The organism is Paenibacillus sp. 19GGS1-52 (genome assembly GCF_022369515.1).
GTDB lineage: Bacteria > Bacillota > Bacilli > Paenibacillales > Paenibacillaceae > Paenibacillus_AQ.
Genome location: NZ_CP059724.1, coordinates 1,711,880 through 1,733,367, shown reverse-complemented (window position 1 = coordinate 1,733,367; position 21,488 = coordinate 1,711,880). Strand labels below are relative to the sequence as shown.

The window sequence follows — 21,488 nt, the reverse complement described above, 5'->3', positions numbered from 1 at the left end:
TCGCTCCCAAGTCCTATCAGGACTGTCCTAAATGATTGCGTTTACTAGTCTTCATATCCTATATGTACCAAAAATAAACCTATCTGCTAGAATCATTTTCCAGGAGATTTAGCAAAAAGAAAAATCCGCCTGCTATGCAAGTGGGATTGCACCCAATGCACGGTGACGGATTTGCGAGGTAGGACCTTCCTATGAGGTTCAAGCTGTTATTAAATAATCCAGCACATGGCGGATATCTACCTTTTGCGGAACTACCAGACTGCAGATTTCCTTCTCATTCTTCATAAATGAGTATCCCGTTAGGAAGGGGAATTTCTTGAATTGAATGCGATACACTTCCTCGCCAGATATTCTCTCCGAGCACATGCTAGCAATCTCGTAAATAGAGTAGTCTGCCAGCAGCCCCATCTTCAGCGCCTTACCTAACGCCTCCTTACAGCTAAAGAACATGTAGGCGAAACGGGAGGGGAATTCATAATTCGACATCATCGACTTCTCGTTGCTGCTCAGCATCTCCTCAATCGGTACATCCAGACGAATCGTTTCCATATCGATGCCCACAATATTGTCTTTAGAATAAATGACGGAGAGCACATATTGTTTGGAATGGCTCAAGCCTACTTCGACCAGGTGATCTTTTATAATGGGGAAGCGCAAGCTGCCATAGTCAACCGTTATGCGGCTTAGTTCCCCCTTGAAGGTCGGGGAGTGGTCGGCAATATTTTTTTTGATAGCATAACGACCGTATAGAAATTCTTTGCGCCTGCTTTCATTCCCCATATTGCAATACACTACGTATTCCGTCGCGCTTAACACTTTGCTGGCTTCCAGCAGATGCTGCTCCTTCATTTCGATTAAGTTCGGACTAATCATGGACTCATCCCCCTTATCGATTCCTAGTCTCCGATTTGCTATGCCAATAGTAGAACAGAAGCAGGTCGGCTATAAATCCGGCATTGATCAGCAGTATAAACCCTAAATAAATACTATGTGTGATGGAATGCAGCGGATATTTCATTAGGATTCCTGTGGTTACCAGCAAACTTGCCAATGCGCTTAAAGGGACAACCCTTGAACTCCGATAGTGAATTTTACGGTATAGCCCAATGATGATCAGCAGAATTCCCGGCAGAATTAAGGTATCACGCAACGTGCTGAGATCCGGAACCGTCTCTCCAAAGCTATACACGGGAAAATGAATACACAGCAGCAGTCCAGAAATAATCAACACCGTATCGATCCACTTTCGATGCTTGCTGAGCGTAATGGCAAACCAGGCCCCAAACACATTCAGATAAGAGAGAGTGACCAAGATTAGTGCAGCTAGCACGCTGCCAACAAACCAATACGTATCTTTCGGTAAGTACTTATCCTCGCCAACAAAATTAAGAAAAAGGGCAAAATAGACAGTGACGGCCAGCAGTTTGAGTCCCCAATAAGCCTTCATGCCCGCTGCGAAACGACTGCGGAAGGGGATATTCCCCATTTGCATAGAGAAGTCATATTTTCGGTATAAGAAATCATAGATAGTGCGCTGCATATTGTTCCTCTCCCAGCATATTAGATAGTTGGCTAAGGGTCGGGTGCTCAAAAACATCGAAGAAGCTAATGTCTGCATTGAAGTGCTCGTTAATCTCCCGGGCGATTTCCCATACAATAATAGAATCGATCCCATGCTCAAAAATATTTGTATGCTCGTTTAATGAGACGCCAGGCAAGTATTGCTGGATAATCTGCATAAGCTTTTTACTCTTGGTCATGAAGTAATCTTCATAGATAGCTTTGGTATCTGTTTTGCCATTTGCGGTTAATGGAATCTGGAACACATAAGCTATCTTGGAAGGAATCATGTAGATGGGCAGCGTTTTTCTTAGTAATTGGCTAATATTCTCCGAGCGTGTCGTAATGGCTAGATATATTTTCTTATCGCGGACAAAAGCATGGCAATTCTGAATCCCCAGAGAACGCGCTGTGTATTCAATCTCCTGCAGATCGATCCGGTAGCCGTTAATCTTAACCTGAGTATCCTTCCGGCCCAGATAGATAATCTTGCCTTCTGGACTAAGACGCACCAGATCCCCTGTCTTATACACCTCTATGCCCTGCCAATTGATGAAGGATTCATTAGTCTTCTCTGGGTTGCTAATATAGCCAAGTGCTACACCCTGTCCACTAGCGTACAACTCTCCTTCTGATCCACTCTGCCCATGCTCGTCAACGATGTGCACCTCCGTGCCGGAGATCGCTGTTCCGATGGCAACTTCGGTCACCACTGTGCCCTTCTCCATAACATCCAGTGTGGTGAACACCGTATTTTCGGTAGGGCCGTAGCCATTGACCACGGTTGTATATTGGAGAACTTCGTTGACATGCGATAGGCTGAGCTGTTCCCCTCCGACGATGACACGAGACAGCCTTCCAAACATTTCCGGCTTCTTGTCTACCCAGAAATTGAACAGGGAGCAAGTAATCCACATCAGGTCTATCCCTTGATTAATCCGCTTTTCTACATGAAAGATGTTAAGTATTTCAGTCTTGGATAATAAGGAGATGCTCATGCCGGACAATAGGCCGCCCCAAACTTCAATAATGGAAGCATCGAATTCAAGCGGGCTGATATGAGAAATAGTTTTGTCTGGAGAAAGCCCCAAGCGTTCATCTCCCAGCAGCCGGAGAACGCCTCGATCTGGAATCCCCACTGCCTTGGGTGTAGAAGTTGTTCCCGAAGTGAAAATAATGTAGCATAACTGGTCCTGAGATCGTTCTACAACATTCCATTCGTCCGCCAAGCTAGAGTCCGTCTGCAGGATCTCAGTAATGGTTACCTGAACATTGATGATCTGCCGCATAGACTGTTTTCTATCCTCTGGATAATCCTTGTTAATAACGGTATAGGCAGCACCTGCCTTCAGAACGGCAATCATCGCTGCTACTGCTTCAATACTGCGTTCAAGCTCAATGGCGACCACTTCATGCGCCTTGACTCCTCTTCCACGCAGATCCTGCAAATAAAGGTTGGACAATGCGTTTAAATCCCCGTAGCTTATTGAACGACTGCTTTCCGAAATGGCGGTCTTGTCCTTATAGGTCTTCATTTTCTCCCCTAAAATATCGAGCAGGCTTCTCATAATCCGCTTCCTCCCTTAAATTGAGTAGATTGGGTAGACTTCACAAAACTGATAATATCGGCAAAAACTTCCTCTTGATATTCATAGTAGAAAAAGTGTCCCGATTGATAACTGTAGTAATAAATGGGACTTGCTGCAATATCCCGCCAATCCTCGACCGCAGTAACGGATTTGTCCAACAAGCCTTGAAATACGGCAATTTCAACTTCGGGACTGAAGAAATGACAGTGGTATTGGTTGCCCAGATTATAGCGGTTAACCGCAGTGATATCACTGCGCAGCGCGGGCAGAAATAATTGCCGCATTTGGGCCGAGGCGAACTGCCCCTCCTTGATGAGTCCATAAATCTGGCATCTTTCCAGCAGCGTATCATCATCTGGCTCCGCTTCATCTACGACTTCAATCCGATGCGGAGGTGTCGCAGCCAGGAATAGCAACTTAGAAACGGTATATCCCGCATCTATTAGCAAGGATGCCAGCTCATAAGCGATAATCGAACCCATGCTGTAGCCCAGAAGAATCAGCTCTTCCGACTGATCCAGAGTCTTGTGCAGCGATGTAAACAGATCAGCGGTAATCTCCTGGATGGAGCCTGCTGGTTTCTCGGAGAATCTGCGGCCATGTCCGGGATATTCCAGGGGAATGATTCCGAGACTTGGGTAGCTGCGGTTCAATTGCTTTTGCAGCTCTGAGAACACGTTGACATGGGCTCCAGCATACGGCAAGCAAATCATTTTCATTGATAATCCCTCCCTTCAATTTGAACATCGCCGTCACCTTCATTCATACCAAGCAGCAGATTGTAGCTATTGCCATGCATGGAATAGGAGAGTATCGAAACCAGATCATATTCACCGACATTCTGGCTCCACTGCTCATCTGTGATCCGGCCGATAAACGAATTAGGCTGCTTGACTTCTCTGCCTTGCAATGGGATGTGTTCCCGCTTGGAATCCAGCAGCCGGCACATTCCGATCTGGCCATAGTAGCCGACTATATAATGCACATCTTCCTTCAGGAAACCACCTCTCAGGTTCGTGTAGACCTTCTGCAGGTTTCTCAGACAGGAGAACTCTGCCGTATCATCAATCTCATTGCCTCGTCCGTACAGCTCCAGAAATATCTCTGCTTCCTGTTCGATCCCCGCATTCGCCAGAGATCGGCTCACCAGCTTCTTAATAGCCATGCGGTTCACAACAGGATTCCCCATCGTCCCTGCTGAAATATCTTTAATTTCCGCCAGAATGGTATCTCCATCGGCCAGGGCCTGCTCCCGCTCCTTCAGCAGAACAGCAACCCCTCCTTCTGAAAAATAATGTCCGGAGGCCCCCTCCTCAAAAGGCTGCATAGCGCGGGTATCTCCCGTACCGAAATGAGATAGCTCGTATGGGCTCGGAAAGGTTACGGCGCTCGCTCCCCCAGTAATGGCGACATCGAACTCACCCTTCTTAATCTTGGAATAGGCACTATACATAGCACCGATTCCCGAAGTGGAAGCTTCGCTGATCGTTTCAAGGGCCGGAGGGCGCACCCACTGCAGCAGCTTAAGATAGCCAAGTGGATCAATCAGATCCACCGCTTTTTCCAAATCGTCACCTTCCAATCCCATCAAGGCGAATTTGGACAGATTGTCCGTTTGCGAGCTTCCTACCGAGACAAGCAGATTGCTTTTGGGGCTCACAATATTCCGGTCGGCCAAAGTCTGGAACAAATTTAACGAGATTCTTTCACTTGACAGTAGGAATTTACTCTGCGCAGCCTGGATATGGCGTAAAGGAAAATGCTCTTCGACAGAGGGATAGAATAGACCAGCAAAGCAAGCAACTTCGGTGAATTTCTGATTGTAATTCCGCTCCAATTCACGCAGCCGACTTTCCCAGATCAGCTCTTTCCGCTCCAGCAGCTCTTCAGCGTCAAGCTGCTCTTTATTAGGAAAATCATAGATGAAATCGACAATGACAACTCTGCGGTCATTCATTAGCTTCTTCCTCCAGCAGTTCCCTGACATATTGGCTCAATTGCGTAACGGTTGGGTAGATAAACACATCCGCCACTTCAATATCAACCTTGAACTGCTCTGCGATCGGACCATATATTCCAAAAGCCTTCAGCGAATCTCCACCCAAATCTGTAAAGCTCTTGTTCACATCAATGTCATTGCGGTCGAGGACTGAAGCAAACACAACTGTAACGAATTTCTCTACATCGTCTTGCCGTTCTGTGCCACTGATCGTTAAGGTAGAGTAATCCTTAATCTGGACTTTAGCTGCTTCGTCAGCGATTGATCCTGGAACTAAGGGAGCAGTAGCACCCGTAAACTGCTGTGGCAGCCGGATATAATCGCCCAAATATTCCGCTATCTTGGCCTTGTTAAACTCGCCAGCAATAATTTTGCCCACTTTCTTTTCCAGCGACAACTTGATATATTCCCGGCCTATAGCCGTAGTAAGTGACTTCATTAACAAATGCTCATCCGCTGTTGCCAAATCGCCGAATTGCAGTGCCATCCCGGTTTCCTTCCAGCCCGGCCATAATACGGTCGAAGTCGCTTCATCGGTATAACCTTCAAGAAAGGCATTGCCGAGCGTATAAGAGAACTGGCCGGCCGAACCGGTGATCGTGGTCATCGAGGAGCTGGCGATGAAGAAACGTAAAGCCTGAGTCGCCAAATATTTGCGGAGCAGCATCGTCCCGATCACTTTAGGGGCGACAATGCCCATAAATTCCTCTGCCGACTTCGTAAAGAGCATGCCTTCTTCAGGAACCCCTGCCAGATGGACAACACCAGCGACGGTTCTCGTCTCTGCCAAACCACCTACTACCCTCTTTACATCCTCTTCGCGCGCTACATCACAGCTATAGAAATGAACGTTAGGACCTTTAAGCTTTATTTTGTTAATCTTATTTAGCTTGACGTTTTCTTCCGGGGTCAGTTGTTCTTTAGCGCTTAGAACTAAGCCTGTATCTGTACGGCCTAATATGGCGATATGCAGCTGCGGCTGCAGGTCCAGCAGCAGGTCAATATATTCAAGCCCGATTCCTCCGTAGCCACCAGTCACAATGACACAATCCTCTTCCGTAAGCTGAAGCGGCGGCGCATCCACAAGCTCCTTGACCTCAGTGAGTGTCTCTTCATACAACTGATGATTGTCATACAGCAGCTGTTTGCCGTCGAGCTCATCTTCCCCAGCCATAGCCAGGATCAAGTCAAGATCAAAGATTGGCAGATTGATCATTTGCGTCTTGAAGCCGGTGTTCTCCAAGCCCAGAATTCGACCTGAGCTGAGCAGTGAATAGTGAAGTGGATTGATGTCTGTCTGTTGCGGCTGCAAAGCAAAGCCGTTATCAGCAACGATCAGCACTTTGCCTTTACGTTTGACGAGGGAATGGGCTATTTTGGCAAAGTCAAAATAATTCAGCAGCTCCCCTTCGACGACGCTGCTCTGTGGCAAGGACTCGCCAAGCCAAGGCGCATAGATGATAAAATCATATTTTTCCGATGATTTGAATTCTTTCAGCGTCCTGTAATCTACGGTTTCCACACCTGTACGCCGTTTTGCCGCCGCTTGTTCTACCGCCTTCTCATTGCCGATGACCAGCACGGTCTTGCCAGCAGAAGCAGTAGCCACTAAATCAGCTTCTTGTGTAATCTGGACTGTAGACGGCTCCCAGATTACCTTGTGCAGGTAAGGCTTGAAGTAAGCATTGGCAAAAGCCTTCATCATGTACTTGTCCAGAAAGGCAATTCGTTCGCCAAGCTCGTTGTAGACGGTAATATTCGCTGAGATCACGTCATGATCGGCGTCCGTATCGTAGAGAAGCTCCGTGTGTGAATAGACCGTACTGGTGAATCTTTTTCCGGTAAAAGTGAATTTGCCATAGGATAAGGGAAGATAGCTCTTGCCGCGAGCTTGTGCGCGTTCATAGACCATAGCCCCAAGAATGCCGTCCAGAATGGAAGGATGTAAATAAAAGTCCTGTAAATCCTCAGAATATTGCTCATTTAAAGTCAGCGACAGCAGAATCTCTGCAGGAGTTGGGCGGGCTAACCGGAAGTTTTGTTTCGCGAAATCCCAGCGGCCCTTGAAGAAATTATTCTCCTCCGAGCCGAAATTGGCATTCAGCAAATGCTGCTCGAATTGGGCGTCCACATTCAGCCTCTCCGCAGCATCCAGCTCTGCTTGTCTGATCGTAAAGGTTGCGTGTGTCACGTAATTATTCATGTCTTCATTCTCGTAGGAGAATACTTCGATCTCCAGCTGCTTGGAGGATGTTTTGTTCACATGAATCTGAAAGGCTTTGCGTTTATCCTCTAGTTGGATCAGGCTTTTGAAATACAGCTTCTCCAGCACAAACGCTGAAGTCCCGAAGTAAAGGGTAGCCAGTTCAGCAGCTAATTCCGTATAAGTCGTCCCCGAGAAGGTGCGTTGACCCCCAATTCGGTGATCGTCGACAAACCAGTCGTCGGGTATAAGAGTTACCACATAGACGTCGGAATGAGCTGTCTTCAAGGTCTGCTGTCTGATCAGCATAGACTTCACTGGCAGACTCGGACCGGAGTTCTCGTACGTATTATGTTTTTTCACATTGGCCCACAGTACTTCTTGTTTGAACTCATACGTCGGCAAGGACAGGGTAACCGTATCTTCAAAAGGGTGCGCCTCCAGCGCCAGATCATAGCCGTCCAGATACAGTTGGATTAATTCGTCCCCCGTATACTGGTCATAGCCGGTTTTTAGTCGATGCTGCATCAGCTTTTTCATATCACCGGTAATATCCTTGACGTCCGAATGGTAGATGCCCTCCACGCTTTGTCCGCTGGCCAGAACACCGATCGCGAGTTGAATATTATTCATGAATTCCTGGAATGTCCGGGCTTGAAAGCCAATTCCTGTCTTAAAATGGTTCCGTTTGTGAATCAGGGTGTACGCGATATTCTTGAGATTATGTGACTTCAGCTCTTGAGCATGCCGTACAAACTTATTCAGTACCGCCAGCAGTTGTCCCGTAGATTGAGCAGAGAATACAAAAGGATAAACTACAGCCTCGCCCTCAAGCTCCTGACGCCCTTCGTATTCTTCCAGAATAAAGTGGGCATTCGTGCCGCTGAATCCGAAGGAGCTGATGCCACCGCGGCGCGGGTATTTTCCTCTTTCCCATTTCCGCACTTTGGTTGGAATATAAAACGGACTGTCCACGAATTTGATATATTCATTTGGTGCTTCAAATGATTGGTTCGGGAAGATCTCCTGGTTTCTGAGGGCCAGCGACATTTTGATCAATCCGCCTACCCCGGCTGCGCCAACCGTATGCCCAATATTTTCCTTGAGACTCGTCAGGGCGCAGAAGCTCTTCTTATCAACATATTTCTTATAAGCATCCGTCAATCCCCGCACTTCAATGGGATCACCTAATTTCGTGCCTGTACCATGTGCGTCAATATATTCAACCGTTTCTGGCGAAATCCGGCTGCGTTCATAGGTTTCCAGCAGGAGATCCTTCTGCGCATGTGGATTGGGAGCCGTAAGCCCGTTCGATTTACCGTCGCTGTTGATCATGCTGCCACGAATGATTGAATAAATATTGTCATTGTCGGCGATGGCATTCTTCAGCCGTTTGAGGATTACAATCCCGACACCTTCGCCGAAGATCGTCCCTTGAGATTCCGCATCGAATACCTTCATGAAGGAGCGGGGAGTTTCCACATTGCTATATTGGTCAATGACACTGCCCTGCCGTGGGAACAAACCAAGCGCGATTCCGCCGACGATTGCCGTATCGATCTCTTTGTCGCGCAGTGTCTTTACCGCCAAGTGGGCGGCGACCAGTGAAGAAGAGCAGGCAGTATCAATTACAAAAGAACCGCCCGACAGGTTGTAAATATAGTTTAAGCGGCTGGCTAATATCCCTTCCCAGCAGCCCGAATTCACGTAGTTGGAATCCTCCTCGATTTCTGAACGGTAGTTGGCCGTAATGGATTTGTCTTTTCCAATATAGATGGCTGTTTTACTGTCCCTGATTTCGTGCAAGCGGATACCCGCATCCTCCAGTGCCAGATAAGAATGTTTCATTACCAGCCGATGGGTGGGGTCAATATATTTGGCCTCCTCTGGAGAGATGCCGAAGAACTCTGGATCGAACGTATCGATATCCTCAAGATAGGCACCCTTCTCTTTGCACAGCCGCTCCAGGAACTCTTCAGACGTTGTTTTTAAATGTTCGGCCCCTTTTTTCAGATACTCGTGATCCTTCGGGATATACTGAACTCTGCTCTCGGGAAATTCCTTAAAGCCCTGCATCCCGTGCTTGACGGCTTGGTAGAACTCTGCGGTATCCTTCACATTGCTGTATTCGCAAGATATGCCTACAATAGCGATATCATCGGGAACGATCTCCTCCAGCAGCGCTTTTCCTGTCACCGAATCCAGATTCCCCTTCTTGATCTGTTCAAAAATATACTCGCCTGCTTTCATCCTTTTCGCCTCTTTCACTCTTATTTGTATAAGAAATTAAGCATTTCAGCTGCATCAATGGTTATTAAGGGCACGTCTTGCTGCTTAAGCGGCTCCTTGGCTCGCTCTATCCATTCAGCCTGCCCGTCAATCGTCGGGATAGAGAATAACGTTGTGACGTCAAAGCTGCCGGGAAAGGAACGATTCAGCTCCTCGCACAAATGCACAATGGTGATGGAGTCGCCTCCCTGCTCGAAGAAACTAAGTGCTGGATCGTAATGATCCTCTCCGAGCGTTCTTTTCCAGGCCTCCATAACCGTTTCGTTGACTGAACCGGTTGCTGCTGCTGTAAGGTTTGCAATTGGAGTGTTTCTCACCGTTGCCGCCCTGCCGAACAATGAGGAGTACTCCTCAGCTGCAGTCTTCAGCTTGAACATAGAGGCTTGCTGGATACCGGAATGGACAAATAGATCGATCAGCTTCACTCCATCGCTGCTGTGCAGCTTCTCAAAGTAAAAGTCTTTTTTGCCAGCAGACATGCCGACATCCGCCCAGCCTGTCAGATTTAAGGTCCGTATGTTGCTACCCGTCTGTGCGAGCCCGGATTGATAGGCATTGGCTGCACAATATTCGGTTTGTCCCATAGCTCCGATCAGCCCCGCCAGAGAAGAGAAATGAATAATTTCCTGAACATGACTAAACCATTTCCCCATGTGGAAGGAGCCATTGATCTTACTGCGCGTCCGTGCGCAGAAATCGTCCTTCGTCTTATTTGCGAATAAGCCCTTCGCCGGTTCTCCCGCAAAGTTAAGCACATAATCCACGAACCGTCCTTCAGCGGCAGCAAATTGCTCTACTTGCTCTTCATTCGTAATATCAAGTGTCCTGTAACAGATGTTCCCCTGCAGCGGTTCCCCTTCCCACTCTGCCTTTCGTCCTGCGACGATGACTTTGGCCTGGGTATATTGTGCAGCCAAGTATTTGGCATACTGTCGGCCAATTCCTGAGCTTCCGCCGATGACCAGTACGATGCGCCCATCCAATTTACCGGCTTCCTTCACCTCCGGCTTCAGGCCTGTGAAGCGTATAATATGGAATTGCTGATTCCGGTGAATAATAAAATCCTCGTCCTTAAAGCAATAACGGCTCAGTCCGGCTGCTTCCCTTTCATAGCTGGTATCCACAACCTTAATCTTGAAGTTCAATTCCAACCGTAGCGAATATAAACCCATCCCGACGCTGCGATTCAAGGCATTCATTCCCGCATAGCCGAACAGCTCTGTGTTAATGTAATGGAATTGCTTCAGCGCAGTCTCACGGTTCAGACCTACCAGCCATTGCCCCAGCTCATAGGTATCTCCCGCCACTCCTGCTTCATCCCTGTAGCTCTTATCCCAGAAATAAAGACGTTCCGCCTCCACCATACTGGGCAGCAGCTTCAGTAGCTCGGAGACATCCCCGAAATAGAGAACTGGCTCTTTAGGCTGCATTAGTCCGCGTAGCGATTCATGCATTACAGTAAGAGAACGTTCTCCTGTCTCCCATTCATTGAATGCCGCCGCTATATATTGCTCTTGTTTGAAATAATCGCCCCGTGTCTCACCGCTGCCCACCACGGCATTCTTGACCTTGTAGTTACTAGCGGCCAATACTGAATTTCCTTCACTGTCGTACAACCAAACATCCAAAGAAACTATAATATTACCGATGTTATCCGAAGTTTTCTCCCGGATATGGATCTCCGAATAGAAATTGCGCCCCGTAAGTTTACTACTTCTAAACTCGATTTGACCCCAATGCCACGGAAATAAAATATCATCCGGTTCCGCGCTGCGGTTAAGCGCGTTAAACGCGGGATCGAGCAGTGCAGGATAGAAGCTGTACAATCCAAACTCCCGTTCATATCCCAGTGGTGCTTTCAACTTCACTACTGCCCGTGTGTTGTCCTCATTAATCCACAGCTTGTCTACGACTTCCCATCTGCCGGAGACCGCCACCCCGCCTTCCTCACCTTCTCCAACCTGGCTGGTAACGTGAACTTCCTGCAGTCCAGGATCATTGAACAGGTCCGCCCGGGGCCATTGACGTGCTTCCTTCAACAGCAGTTCGAACTGCAACCAATTGCGTGCCACACCCTGCTTGGTGAACGAGATCGTTGCTTTCAGGGTTTCTTTGTCCAAGGCAAGTACGATAGAGAAATCCAAGTCTTCCTTCTGAACCATAAGCGGGATCTGGATGTGCAGGTTCTGGATATTGTATCGCTCCAAATCATAGGGTGTAGAGCATAAACCTTGGGCGATGATCTCAAAAGCACTGGTACCGACCAGCAGATGCTTGCCGCCGAATTTATGTTCCCTAATCTCCCAGCATTTTTGCAGACTTTGTGGAAATTGTACGATCAGCATACGTTCCGTCTCCACCCGCTGCAGCTCCTGGTTCACGGCAAAGGAATTTCGCTCCAGCGGAAACCAGTATGGACGTAAGTGAAGCTCTAACTCCTTATCTTGACGTACTACATTGCCTTCATAAGCTTCCAGAATCACATGCGCATTCGTTCCCGTCATCCCAAAGGAACTGATACCTGCCAAAGCCCGGCTCTCCAGCGTCCGGCATTTATCCGGGATATAGAATACCGAATGTTCGAATTCTATCTCACCGTTCGGAATTCTAAAATCAGGATGCGGCAGCAGAATCTTGTGCTTCAAGCTGAGCACGCTCTTAATGAGCGAGAATAAGCCTGAAGCGACATCCAAATGACCAAAGTTAGATTTGCAGGCCGTCAAGGCAACAGACTGTTTATTCAGTCCACGGTTCAAGAAAAAAGGAGTAAGACTTTCGAATTCAATGCTGTCTCCAACTGCAGTTCCTGTTCCATGTGCCTCGATAAAGGCCAACCGGTCCAGCTGATCGGCAAGTGGAGTCCATGCGGCTTCGATCAGATTCTCTTGGGCTAGTGGATTAGGTGAAGACATATTAACCGTCTGCCCATCGTTGTTCACCGCATAACCTTTGATCAGGCCATAGATAGAATCGCCGTCCCGTTCGGCATCTTCACGCCTTTTTAAAATAACAGCGCCTACACCCTCGCCTATTGAGGTACCGGTGCTGCGTTCATCAAAGGCCTTCGTCGTAGCGTCAGCCGCCAATATATCCACCAGCTTGTCTGCCTTATCTCCCGGCTTAATATAGAGATTCGTGCTCACGACGACCGCATAATCAGCATCGCCGCGGCTCAGATCATTACACGCCTGAATAATAGAAACTAGTGAAGAGGAGCAGGCCGTATCTGTCATAACTGCAGGCCCCCGCAGATCATAAAGATAATTGATCCGGCTGGAGATGGTCGAATTCAACATCCCGAGCAAGTCCGGTTTCAGTCCCAGCTGCTGCAGCTGTAACTGGTACTGATACTGCTGAGTTGTATTCACGCTGGCATAAACACTGGCTTTGGCTCCGCGAATACGATCCAGATAGCCGCTATCATGCAAGGCCCGAGTTGCCGACAATAGTGTAAGTCGCTGGTTCGGGTCCATATAATCGGCACTCTTCTGAGATATATGATAGAACCTATGATCAAACTCATCGATGGCTTCAAAAAAGGAGCCTTCCATGTAACGGTTCTCATCGTCAGGCAAGCCGATTTGGTTCAGCCGCCGTGCAGGGAATTTCCCTTTGGAAACCCGCTTATGGCTGAGAAAATTCCAAACCTCATCCTGATCCCGGCAACCTGGCATGGAAATGTCCAAACCTATAATTGCTATATCTCCCGTGTTCAAGCACGCTCATCTCCTTCTGACCTTTTTGCCACTAGCACAGGATTCACCCTATCTTCCAGGCTAGCATATTGCGATATTCGGTAATTTCAGCTACGGGCACTTCTTTAGTACTCAGAATTAAATCCAGCAGGGATAAAGTCTGCTTAATATCCTCGCCACTGGCTTCTTTGCCAATCTGTGACTTGATACGGTTATAGCCGCTCATCACGATATTCTCATAAGCCTCGGCGTCTGTGCTGTTATTCTTGGTGGAGACAATAATACCCAAGGCCCGCGAGAATACATCATAATGCCGGTTCACCTCAATATCATCCTTCAGCTCACTGCGCAGCACCTCTATACTTTCTGTGGTATTGAAGGCAAACACACCCTCCAGGTTCTTGAGCATATTGACGAACATCCCGTTCGGAGATAAATCAACAAAGAGCTGAATTCCTTGCCCAATCGCATAATCAATCGACTGCTTCCAACGGACAGGACTCACGATCTGGCTGGCGATTTCTGCACGAATGTTTGACATATCATACAAGCCGGCGCTCTTGTTGCTGATGACCTGTGTCTGCAAATCGGTGTTGAAGGAGATATGGCCCAGCTGTTCGTAGACTTGATCGGCTGCCTCTTTCATGTACGGAGTATGAAAAGCTCCGTTCACTGCGAGCTTCACACCTTCCAGCTGATTACTTTCCATAAAGTCCTGAATACCCTGTCTAGTGCCTGAGATCACGGTCTGATGGAGTGAATTGAAATTGGCCGCGTACACTCCTTCCTGATTCGTCACTAAGGCTTCAACCACTTCTGGCGCTGCGAATACTGCCATCATTCCCAAACTATCCTGCCCTGCGATAGCCTCTTTCATGGCTCGGCCCCGGATATCGACCAGCTTTAAGCCGTCTTCATAGGTAACAGCGCCAGCTATGGTCAAAGCCGTCAGCTCACCCAGGCTATGTCCGAGCACGTAACTCGGGTACAATCCGATCGTTTGCTTATACAGCTGATACATGCACATCGAGCCAACGTATGCCGCGAGCTGCGCTTTATGTGTATCTGTACTAAGATCTGAAGTCAGCCATTCGCCAATCGGGTAATCCAACTGCCGCTCTGCAGTCTCGATCAGTTCTTTAGCCTCCGCATTATTCAGCCATAGCTCCTTTACCTGCTGTGTTATTTTCGTTCCTTGCCCAACGAACAGTAATGCGATATTCATTTAATTAGCCTCCTTCAAATGGTCCATGATTTTAACACTTAATAGCTCAGCCGTATGAAAGTTGAAGAAATCCGATATTTTTAGATTAATGTTAAAGGTTTCTCTAATCCTCCTCTTAAACTTCACCAGCAGGAGCGAGTCCATGCCGAGATCAAAAAAGCTCACATTCGCCCCAACATCCGCTTCTCCCTCAAGCAGGGAATAGACCATATTGGCTACTTCGGTATACACCTTTCCCGCTTGCTCTTCTGAGCTCTCGCTGACTTGCGGCACATCTTCCACTGCACCCAGCTTCAATAGATCACCTAAACGCAGCCCACTCTGTTCATTATCATAGAGCGCTCTAATATTACTTTGGAACAAGGCCAGCAGCACTTGCAGTTCATCAAGACTGTATTCGCTGGATATGACACAGAGTTCCAACGCCTCTCCATTTCGGTAAACAGAAAAGTGCAGGCCGTACTTCTCGTCGCGGTAGCCAGTCGCCTCCTCCAGCATAATCTCCTGCGTTTCACTTAATGTTTTGGCAATAAGGCTGCCAGATTTATAGTCGAAAATAAGGTCTCTGAAAATATTCATACTGTTCATTTTTTCGGTATGAATAAGTTCGTCAAAGAAGTCACGGCCAGCAAAGCTTGCGAAAATACATTTTTGGATTTGGGAGATCAGCTCATCGGTACCTAGCTCCAGGTCATTCTCAAGTTGGCGATAAAAGGGAACCAGCTGCACGAAATTACCGAGCGCTCTATAGTTCTGCGGATCTCTGCCTAGATACGGATAAGCCAGATAAGCGGAACCACTGCCCAGCCATTGGGCTACACTAATGGAGAAGGCTGTGAGTGCGACGGCAAAATCGGAATGGCGTTTCACCGCGCTCCCACTCAGCATTAACAGGTCGTTCACGTAGTGAACTTCATCAACCTGTTTGCGCAGCAGCTTTGTCTTAAATGGACTGTAGTTCTCAAAGCTAATGATGCTCTGCGTCTCTGTATTCACCCTTTGTGCCCCAATCTCGGGCAGCTGGGATGATAGCTTGGACATCACCGGTTCTGCGGATAGATAAGTTTCCATCAGCTCCTGCAAGAAAAGATTCATACTGAAACCATCCATGAGCACATGATGGATATTGATAAACAGATAGTCATGCGTCTGCTCTTGGACCCGGCATAATACGAAACGCACCAGCTCATGATCTTTTATCGTAATCATTTGTTCGTTCATTAGCAGATCTTGATCCAATTGCTTGAATGTCCTAACCTCAATAGTGGGCAAGGTTTCGCTTATCCTGGAGCGGATACCCTTATCGTCTATACTGTAAAAGGTTCTGAACAACTCAAATTGCTCCAGGTAGCGGGTGAGCAGATTATACATTTTAGGAATATCCAGTCCTTCTTCAAAGCGGACAAATAGCGGGATATTATAGGCCGTCGGATTCAGCAGGCAACTGCTTATGATCCTTTTCTCCGTATTACTAACCGTTGCTGACATGGTCCGCGATCTCTCCTATGGTTCTGCTGAAGAGCATATCCAGGTCTAATTGATAACCTTTGCTTCCCAGCTGCCAAATGATTTCCATAGCTTTAATGGAATCCCCACCTAAATCCAAAAACCTCTGTTCCCTAGAAATACCGGTCTTAAGTACAGTTGCGACAACCTCAATGATTTCGTTCTGATCATCTTTGGCATTCCAATTGCCATTATTAATCACCTTGACGTCAGTCTTGCCGTTCGTATTCATTGGAATAATATCCACCACCTTCACTGTAGGAATCATATATTCAGGCAATCTGCTTCTTAAGTGCTGCCGGAATGGCTCAAGCTCAATCTGATCCTTCACAAAAAGATACAGCCGTTTCCCGTCATAATGCGCCAGACAATCCTTTTGCAGACCATAGTCATACGCGCATTTCTCCACTTCTCCCAGTTCGATGCGATAGCCGGAAATTTTGACCTGCCGGTCCTTGCGTTCGATGTAAACAATCTCTCCAGCAGCATTCACCTGAACGATATCGCCTGTACGATAGAACCGTTTGTGATCCTCGTAAAAGAATACTTTCCGGCTCGCCTCCTCATCGCCTACATATCCCCGCATCAGACCGGAATCGGAGAGGTAGAGTTCCCCTTGTGATCCAGGGGCTACCTGCCGATTGTTCTCGTCAACGATGATATAAGCTCCTTCATCAAACAACCGGCCGATAGGAATCTCCTGCTCATTCCCTTTCACCTCATAGGCTGTAGCAAAAACGGTAGTCTCCGTAGGGCCATATACATGTTGAACCTTGCAGTATTTAGCTGCCGTCTGCAGATGGTATATGGAGCAGCGCTCACCTCCGGTCAGCACCAGGGACAGCTTGCTGAATTGCTCCGGAAATTCATCCACATACAGGTTAAATAATCGCGTCGTTAGGAATAGAGTATCGATCTCTTCAAACACTAGCGGCATTACTTCAAAATCCAAGCTGTCATCCTTGCTGATCAACCTTAGCGTCAGGCCATTTAGCAGCCCGCCAAATATTTCGTAGATGGAAGCATCGAATTCAAGCGGAGCCAGCTGACCGATCACTTCCCCACTGTAGAAGCCTTTGTGCTGCACAATTTTGGCGACGGCCTTGTCTTCGATAGCGACTGCCTTAGGCTCGCCGGTCGAGCCTGAAGTGAAGATAATATACAGTAGACTATCCGGCTTCCTTGAAGCGGGAAGCAGCGGCAGCATATGGTCAGCATTGGCGAAGTCGGTGTTCCGCAAGCAGCATTTGGCCTGAATCTGCGCTCGCATCTGCTCCTTCCGGTAATCGGGATAAGATTGCGGAATGACACAATAAGCCGCACCTGCCCGCACCGTACCGATGATAAGCGCTATGGATTCCAGCCTGCTCTGTGCTTCAATCGTCACAACATCCCCTTCGCCAACGCCCTGTTCTACCAGACTGCCAGCAATTCTTAAAGTGAGATCGCCTAACTGCTGGTAAGTCAATGTTTGAGAAGCGTCGATAATAGCTGCTTTAGTATTGTAAATATTAATATTTTTGTCAAATAATTCTATCAAGTCCACATAGAACCCCCCTATTCGACCAAGCTGTCGATCAATAACCGGAATTCCCTGGTCATCTCGATCATTTGCTCATCCGTGTATTTAGCCCTGCTATATTCCACTTCAAACCCTGTTTCATGATCATGACAATAGACTCTAAAATAAAGCTCGAACTTGCATAAACGGTCTGCTGGAATGTACTGGAAGTGCCGGAACATATCCTCCTCATAGGAATACATAAGTGGATATTCAGCGTGAACGACCGGTACGACTTCGCGGTTCAACAGACTTTTTAAATTATCCATAAAAATATGCCTGATTCGCTCTTCAACATTGCTTTCCACTCTTAACAGCTTCGGATTGATTTGGACATAGCAGCCTACTTCGTCAAAATTACCTAATTTCAGCCGCCAATTTCCGATCGTCCCATAAGCCTGTCCAGTACAGCTGTGGCTCAGCACTTCTTCCAGAATTCCTTGGTAAACTGCATTTTTGGTCACGCCCAGCTTCTTCGCTGTGCGCTCGACAGCCGCTTGGCTTCGCTGATCCAGTGGCTTCGTCAGCCTCCCGACGCCCGGAGCGGGTTCGGTCTGCAGCATTGGCAGCCTCAACAGCTCCGGCGAAGAACCACTAGGGATGTTCACCCTCTGCTGCAATTCGTTTATTTTCCGATAGGTGGTTAAGGACGGTTTATCTGCAGGCGGACCGCTTATGCCGTTTAACAACCGATTAAAGAGTGCCTCCTCAAAGCAGCGGATACCTAACCCGTCAATCGCAATATGATGGAACTCTATATAGAGATATCGCCTGTCCAACCTTTCAAGAAACCACAGCCGCCAAGGATAATCCTTGCTCAGGTCAATTCCCGCCTGCTTGCGCTCGATATAGTGCCTGGGTTCTTCATCCGTATATTCACGTCCAACCTTGAACTCTTCCCGCTGCAGCGGAACATACTGTTGATAGAATCTGCGCTGTGTAGGCTCGTAAGAGTATTTGACCTGCAGCGCTGCTTGTTCCTTGATCGTCTCGAAAAGTGCTGTCTCTAGCGCTGTATAGCTGATGGCAGGCTCTAAGGGATACAATAAAGGCAGCCGGTAAATCGGCAGCTTGTTGCAGATGAACATTTTACGCTGTAGCTGTGTCAGCTCGCTGCTGTCCTCCCATACTTCCTTCTGATATTCTTTCCGCACTTGCTCAGGCATACGAGGGTTCACCCCCTATGTATTGGCGCTTGTGCACAGCCGTTCTCACCCCTTCAACCAACCCTTCTTCCTCACACTGGCTGTAAATCTGATGGTCGATGTACATACTCAGAAGGCATCCATCAGTGTCCATTTGCAAATTAAACATGATTTGAAATTTGGATACTCCTTCGAACTCTATTGTCCGGTCAAACAACGTCCCTTCATTGTTGCTGGCAGCCAGTGTCTGAAAGACCACTTTAGGAAACTCCAAGGAAAATCCCTTCTCGTTCAAATCATAAATCGACACTGCCTGATGCCTGTGTGCCGTATGCAGACTCTCCTCCAGAACCTGTTCATTCAACGTATCGAAGAAGATAGGCAGCACTCTGGCCAATGAATGGATTACTTTGCTGGCGTTAGGTACAACTCTGCCGTGATATACGGCGCCTATATACCCCTGTGTCTCACCGAAGACCTGAGCCAGGCTGTTCGTAATCGCTGCGAGCAGCCAGTTTTCCGTTTCATGGTAAGGCGCATCTACTGCTGCAAAAGAAATCTCATGAAGATGATAGCACCCCTTGCTTAGGCAAGGCCTACCCTGATTCGGATAAACATTGTAAGGAAGAAGCTGCTGCCAACCTTGCTGGGCTTCGATTTTGGCTGTTTCATAGCTGCTGGCAATTTGCACATACTGCGCATAACTTATTGTCCGCTTATGGAAGCTGTCTTCAATCTGGCTGAGCAAAATGCCAATTCCTACATGATCAATCAGCAAATGATGCATATTCATATAGAGATAGGTCTCACCCGTAGACTGGACGCGGATCAGGCGGATATCCCACAGCTTCTGTTCACCCAGAAAACAAAATTCTCCTTTTAACTGATACAGATAGTCCAGATCATGCACAGTGATACTTTCGATTGTGGCTCGTCTGCCCCGCTGGATGGTTCCGGTGACTTCACCGCTCTTATATACAAATTCAGTGCAGAAGGCATCGTTATTCTGGATAACCTCTTCAATGGACTCCTTCAGCCACTCCAGCCGTTCCTTAGCTATACCGGTTAATCTGTAGGCATATTTCACATCGTACATATTGGAATCTACAAAGCGGAAGCTATCAATAAAAATCACTTTCATGAAATTAGGACATTGGTATTGAAGCTGCTGCTCTCTTATAGATTCGACTGGTGCCTCGTAACCCCCCTTGGCTAGAATCAACTGCTTCAATTCACGAAGGGTACCGGAACCATAAATATCCTGATAACTGAGCTGTACGCCAAGGTTCTCGTATACATCCGTAATCATGTGAGCGATCTCCATCGAAGAGATGGAGGAATCGAATAAATTCTCATCCTCATCCAGATTAGGGAACCAGTTCCCCGCTGGCCTATTCTCTCTGGCTTGTGGTTCAATTACCGCCGCCACCGCACATTCATTTCGGAGCTCCGTATCTCTCAAGCCTGCGCCGACTATCCTAAACAGATCACTGTGATCCAGCTCCAGCAGCTTTTCTTCCAGGCTTTCGCCTATTATTTGCTGCATCGCAGGCTGGTCATGGCAACTCTCCCAAGCAATCTGCTCCTCATGTTCATTGAACTGGAGATGATTGTTATACTTGTACAAATACTCACCTAGCTCCAAGCGGGAGAATACGGCCGATCTACGCTCTATATCGATCATCTTGGTATAGGACAATACGAAATCATATCCCTGCACCCCGAGCAGATCCATATATTCCTCATAGGTTAGACTGGCCGAATGTTCAATAGCTGCGAAGAGCGCTTTGAAGACAATAATGGCGTTATCCATGTAGCTTTTACTTTCATCTATCCTTAGAAGTAAGGGTACGAGATCGGTGAAATTCCCAATCACCCCGGCTTGATCCCGATGATTCTTGCGAGAGACAACGACTCCGATCAGGCATTCTTGTTGGTGTGACAGCAGTGCCGCTGCTAGCAAGACTACTCCGAACCTTGTGACCTTCAGCTTTCTGGCTAAAGACTGAACAGCGTCATAGGCTTGAACGGACAGGCTGCCAGCACCGTACACAGGTTTATCCAGTTGAAGGGTCGCTGTGACAGGTCGTACCCATTGTTTAATCTCCTCCAGATAGCCAGTTGAACTGCGGGTGGGCAACACAGGAGACCTTCTCTCCTGAAAATAGCTTTCCTCCACTAGCGTAAGCGGTCCAGCGTGAATCAATGCTTTTTCCAAATACTCCAGAAACAGATACAGCGAATCACCGTCCAAAATAAGATGATGCATCAGAAACTCGATCCGCTGTTCTTCCTCATGAACGTAATAGCCAGCCAGCAACCCTCCGTCAAAAATCTGGAGCCTTTTCTCACGAAGTGGTATAGGACTTCTATACTCTTGTTGCTGTCTGTCTACGGCGAAGACGTACTTTGCTCCCTGTCGGACAATTCTGCTATGAAAAGCTTCGGTCGCATTCATCACTAGAGCAATGCTCCGCATGACCTCCTCAGCGTTCCATTTGTCAGCGTAGTGGACGGAGAAATAAATCCCGTAATCTTTCTTATGCTTCTCTGCATACAGAATTTTCTGCTGCAAAGGGGTTAGCTCATAATAACGTATTCCACTTTCAGGCTCTCCCATGGGCTAATACCCTCCCTTCGCCTTCATAATCCACCCTTCTATCGCCTCCCTGAAGAAGCCATTCCAGAGCAGCTCCTTCAGAAGATTCACCTGGAG

The 21,488-nt window shown here is 47.7% G+C and carries 12 protein-coding genes; all 12 read right to left on the bottom strand.

Annotated features, from left to right (window positions below):
* Positions 1–198: 198 nt before the first annotated feature.
* Genes H1230_RS08095 through H1230_RS08040 form a run of 12 tightly spaced genes read right to left on the bottom strand, consistent with a single transcriptional unit; the run spans position 199 to position 21,392 of the window.
* Entirely contained in the window at positions 199–873 is a 675-nt protein-coding gene (locus H1230_RS08095; RefSeq protein ID WP_239714996.1) for a 4'-phosphopantetheinyl transferase family protein, read from the bottom strand.
* Between the two features lie 13 nt (positions 874–886).
* Positions 887–1,540, bottom strand: a complete 654-nt coding sequence (locus H1230_RS08090; protein WP_239714995.1) for a hypothetical protein — start codon at positions 1,538–1,540, stop codon at positions 887–889.
* Positions 1,521–3,128, bottom strand: a complete 1,608-nt coding sequence (locus H1230_RS08085) for a non-ribosomal peptide synthetase (protein ID WP_239714994.1) — start codon at positions 3,126–3,128, stop codon at positions 1,521–1,523. Before H1230_RS08085 ends, H1230_RS08090 begins: the two co-directional genes overlap by 20 nt.
* Positions 3,125–3,868 carry a thioesterase II family protein gene (locus H1230_RS08080; protein WP_239714993.1) on the bottom strand — a complete coding sequence of 248 codons (744 nt, stop codon included), beginning with the start codon at positions 3,866–3,868 and terminating at the stop codon, positions 3,125–3,127. The genes H1230_RS08085 and H1230_RS08080 overlap by 4 nt, the downstream gene beginning before the upstream one ends.
* Positions 3,865–5,106: a beta-ketoacyl synthase N-terminal-like domain-containing protein gene (locus H1230_RS08075; protein ID WP_239714992.1), complete on the bottom strand. Its 1,242-nt coding sequence runs from the start codon at positions 5,104–5,106 to the stop codon at positions 3,865–3,867. The genes H1230_RS08080 and H1230_RS08075 overlap by 4 nt, the downstream gene beginning before the upstream one ends.
* Positions 5,099–9,601, bottom strand: a complete 4,503-nt coding sequence (locus H1230_RS08070; RefSeq protein WP_239714991.1) for a beta-ketoacyl synthase N-terminal-like domain-containing protein — start codon at positions 9,599–9,601, stop codon at positions 5,099–5,101. The genes H1230_RS08075 and H1230_RS08070 overlap by 8 nt, the downstream gene beginning before the upstream one ends.
* A 20-nt stretch (positions 9,602–9,621) precedes the next feature.
* Positions 9,622–13,356 (bottom strand): SDR family NAD(P)-dependent oxidoreductase, encoded by a 3,735-nt coding sequence (locus H1230_RS08065; protein WP_239714990.1) that lies wholly within the window; start codon positions 13,354–13,356, stop codon positions 9,622–9,624.
* A 43-nt stretch (positions 13,357–13,399) separates the two neighbouring features.
* Positions 13,400–14,560 carry an ACP S-malonyltransferase gene (locus tag H1230_RS08060; RefSeq protein WP_239714989.1) on the bottom strand — a complete coding sequence of 387 codons (1,161 nt, stop codon included), beginning with the start codon at positions 14,558–14,560 and terminating at the stop codon, positions 13,400–13,402.
* Positions 14,561–16,048 carry a condensation domain-containing protein gene (locus H1230_RS08055; protein WP_239714988.1) on the bottom strand — a complete coding sequence of 496 codons (1,488 nt, stop codon included), beginning with the start codon at positions 16,046–16,048 and terminating at the stop codon, positions 14,561–14,563.
* Entirely contained in the window at positions 16,032–17,612 is a 1,581-nt protein-coding gene (locus tag H1230_RS08050) for a non-ribosomal peptide synthetase (protein ID WP_239714987.1), read from the bottom strand. Before H1230_RS08050 ends, H1230_RS08055 begins: the two co-directional genes overlap by 17 nt.
* 11 nt (positions 17,613–17,623) lie before the next feature.
* Positions 17,624–18,793 (bottom strand): condensation domain-containing protein, encoded by a 1,170-nt coding sequence (locus tag H1230_RS08045; protein WP_239714986.1) that lies wholly within the window; start codon positions 18,791–18,793, stop codon positions 17,624–17,626.
* Positions 18,786–21,392, bottom strand: coding sequence for a condensation domain-containing protein (locus H1230_RS08040; protein ID WP_239714985.1), 2,607 nt, complete (start codon positions 21,390–21,392; stop codon positions 18,786–18,788). The genes H1230_RS08045 and H1230_RS08040 overlap by 8 nt, the downstream gene beginning before the upstream one ends.
* Between the last annotated feature and the right edge of the window lie 96 nt (positions 21,393–21,488).

What these genes read in the sequence shown, in the direction of transcription:
- H1230_RS08095 (WP_239714996.1), bottom strand. Translation starts at nt 873, where the DNA reads ATGATTAGTCCGAACTTAATCGAAATGAAGGAGCAGCATCTGCTGGAA.
- H1230_RS08090 (WP_239714995.1), bottom strand. Translation starts at nt 1,540, where the DNA reads ATGCAGCGCACTATCTATGATTTCTTATACCGAAAATATGACTTCTCT.
- H1230_RS08085 (WP_239714994.1), bottom strand. Translation starts at nt 3,128, where the DNA reads ATGAGAAGCCTGCTCGATATTTTAGGGGAGAAAATGAAGACCTATAAG.
- H1230_RS08080 (WP_239714993.1), bottom strand. Translation starts at nt 3,868, where the DNA reads ATGAAAATGATTTGCTTGCCGTATGCTGGAGCCCATGTCAACGTGTTC.
- H1230_RS08075 (WP_239714992.1), bottom strand. Translation starts at nt 5,106, where the DNA reads ATGAATGACCGCAGAGTTGTCATTGTCGATTTCATCTATGATTTTCCT.
- H1230_RS08070 (WP_239714991.1), bottom strand. Translation starts at nt 9,601, where the DNA reads ATGAAAGCAGGCGAGTATATTTTTGAACAGATCAAGAAGGGGAATCTG.
- H1230_RS08060 (WP_239714989.1), bottom strand. Translation starts at nt 14,560, where the DNA reads ATGAATATCGCATTACTGTTCGTTGGGCAAGGAACGAAAATAACACAG.
- H1230_RS08055 (WP_239714988.1), bottom strand. Translation starts at nt 16,048, where the DNA reads ATGTCAGCAACGGTTAGTAATACGGAGAAAAGGATCATAAGCAGTTGC.
- H1230_RS08045 (WP_239714986.1), bottom strand. Translation starts at nt 18,793, where the DNA reads ATGCCTGAGCAAGTGCGGAAAGAATATCAGAAGGAAGTATGGGAGGAC.
- H1230_RS08040 (WP_239714985.1), bottom strand. Translation starts at nt 21,392, where the DNA reads ATGGGAGAGCCTGAAAGTGGAATACGTTATTATGAGCTAACCCCTTTG.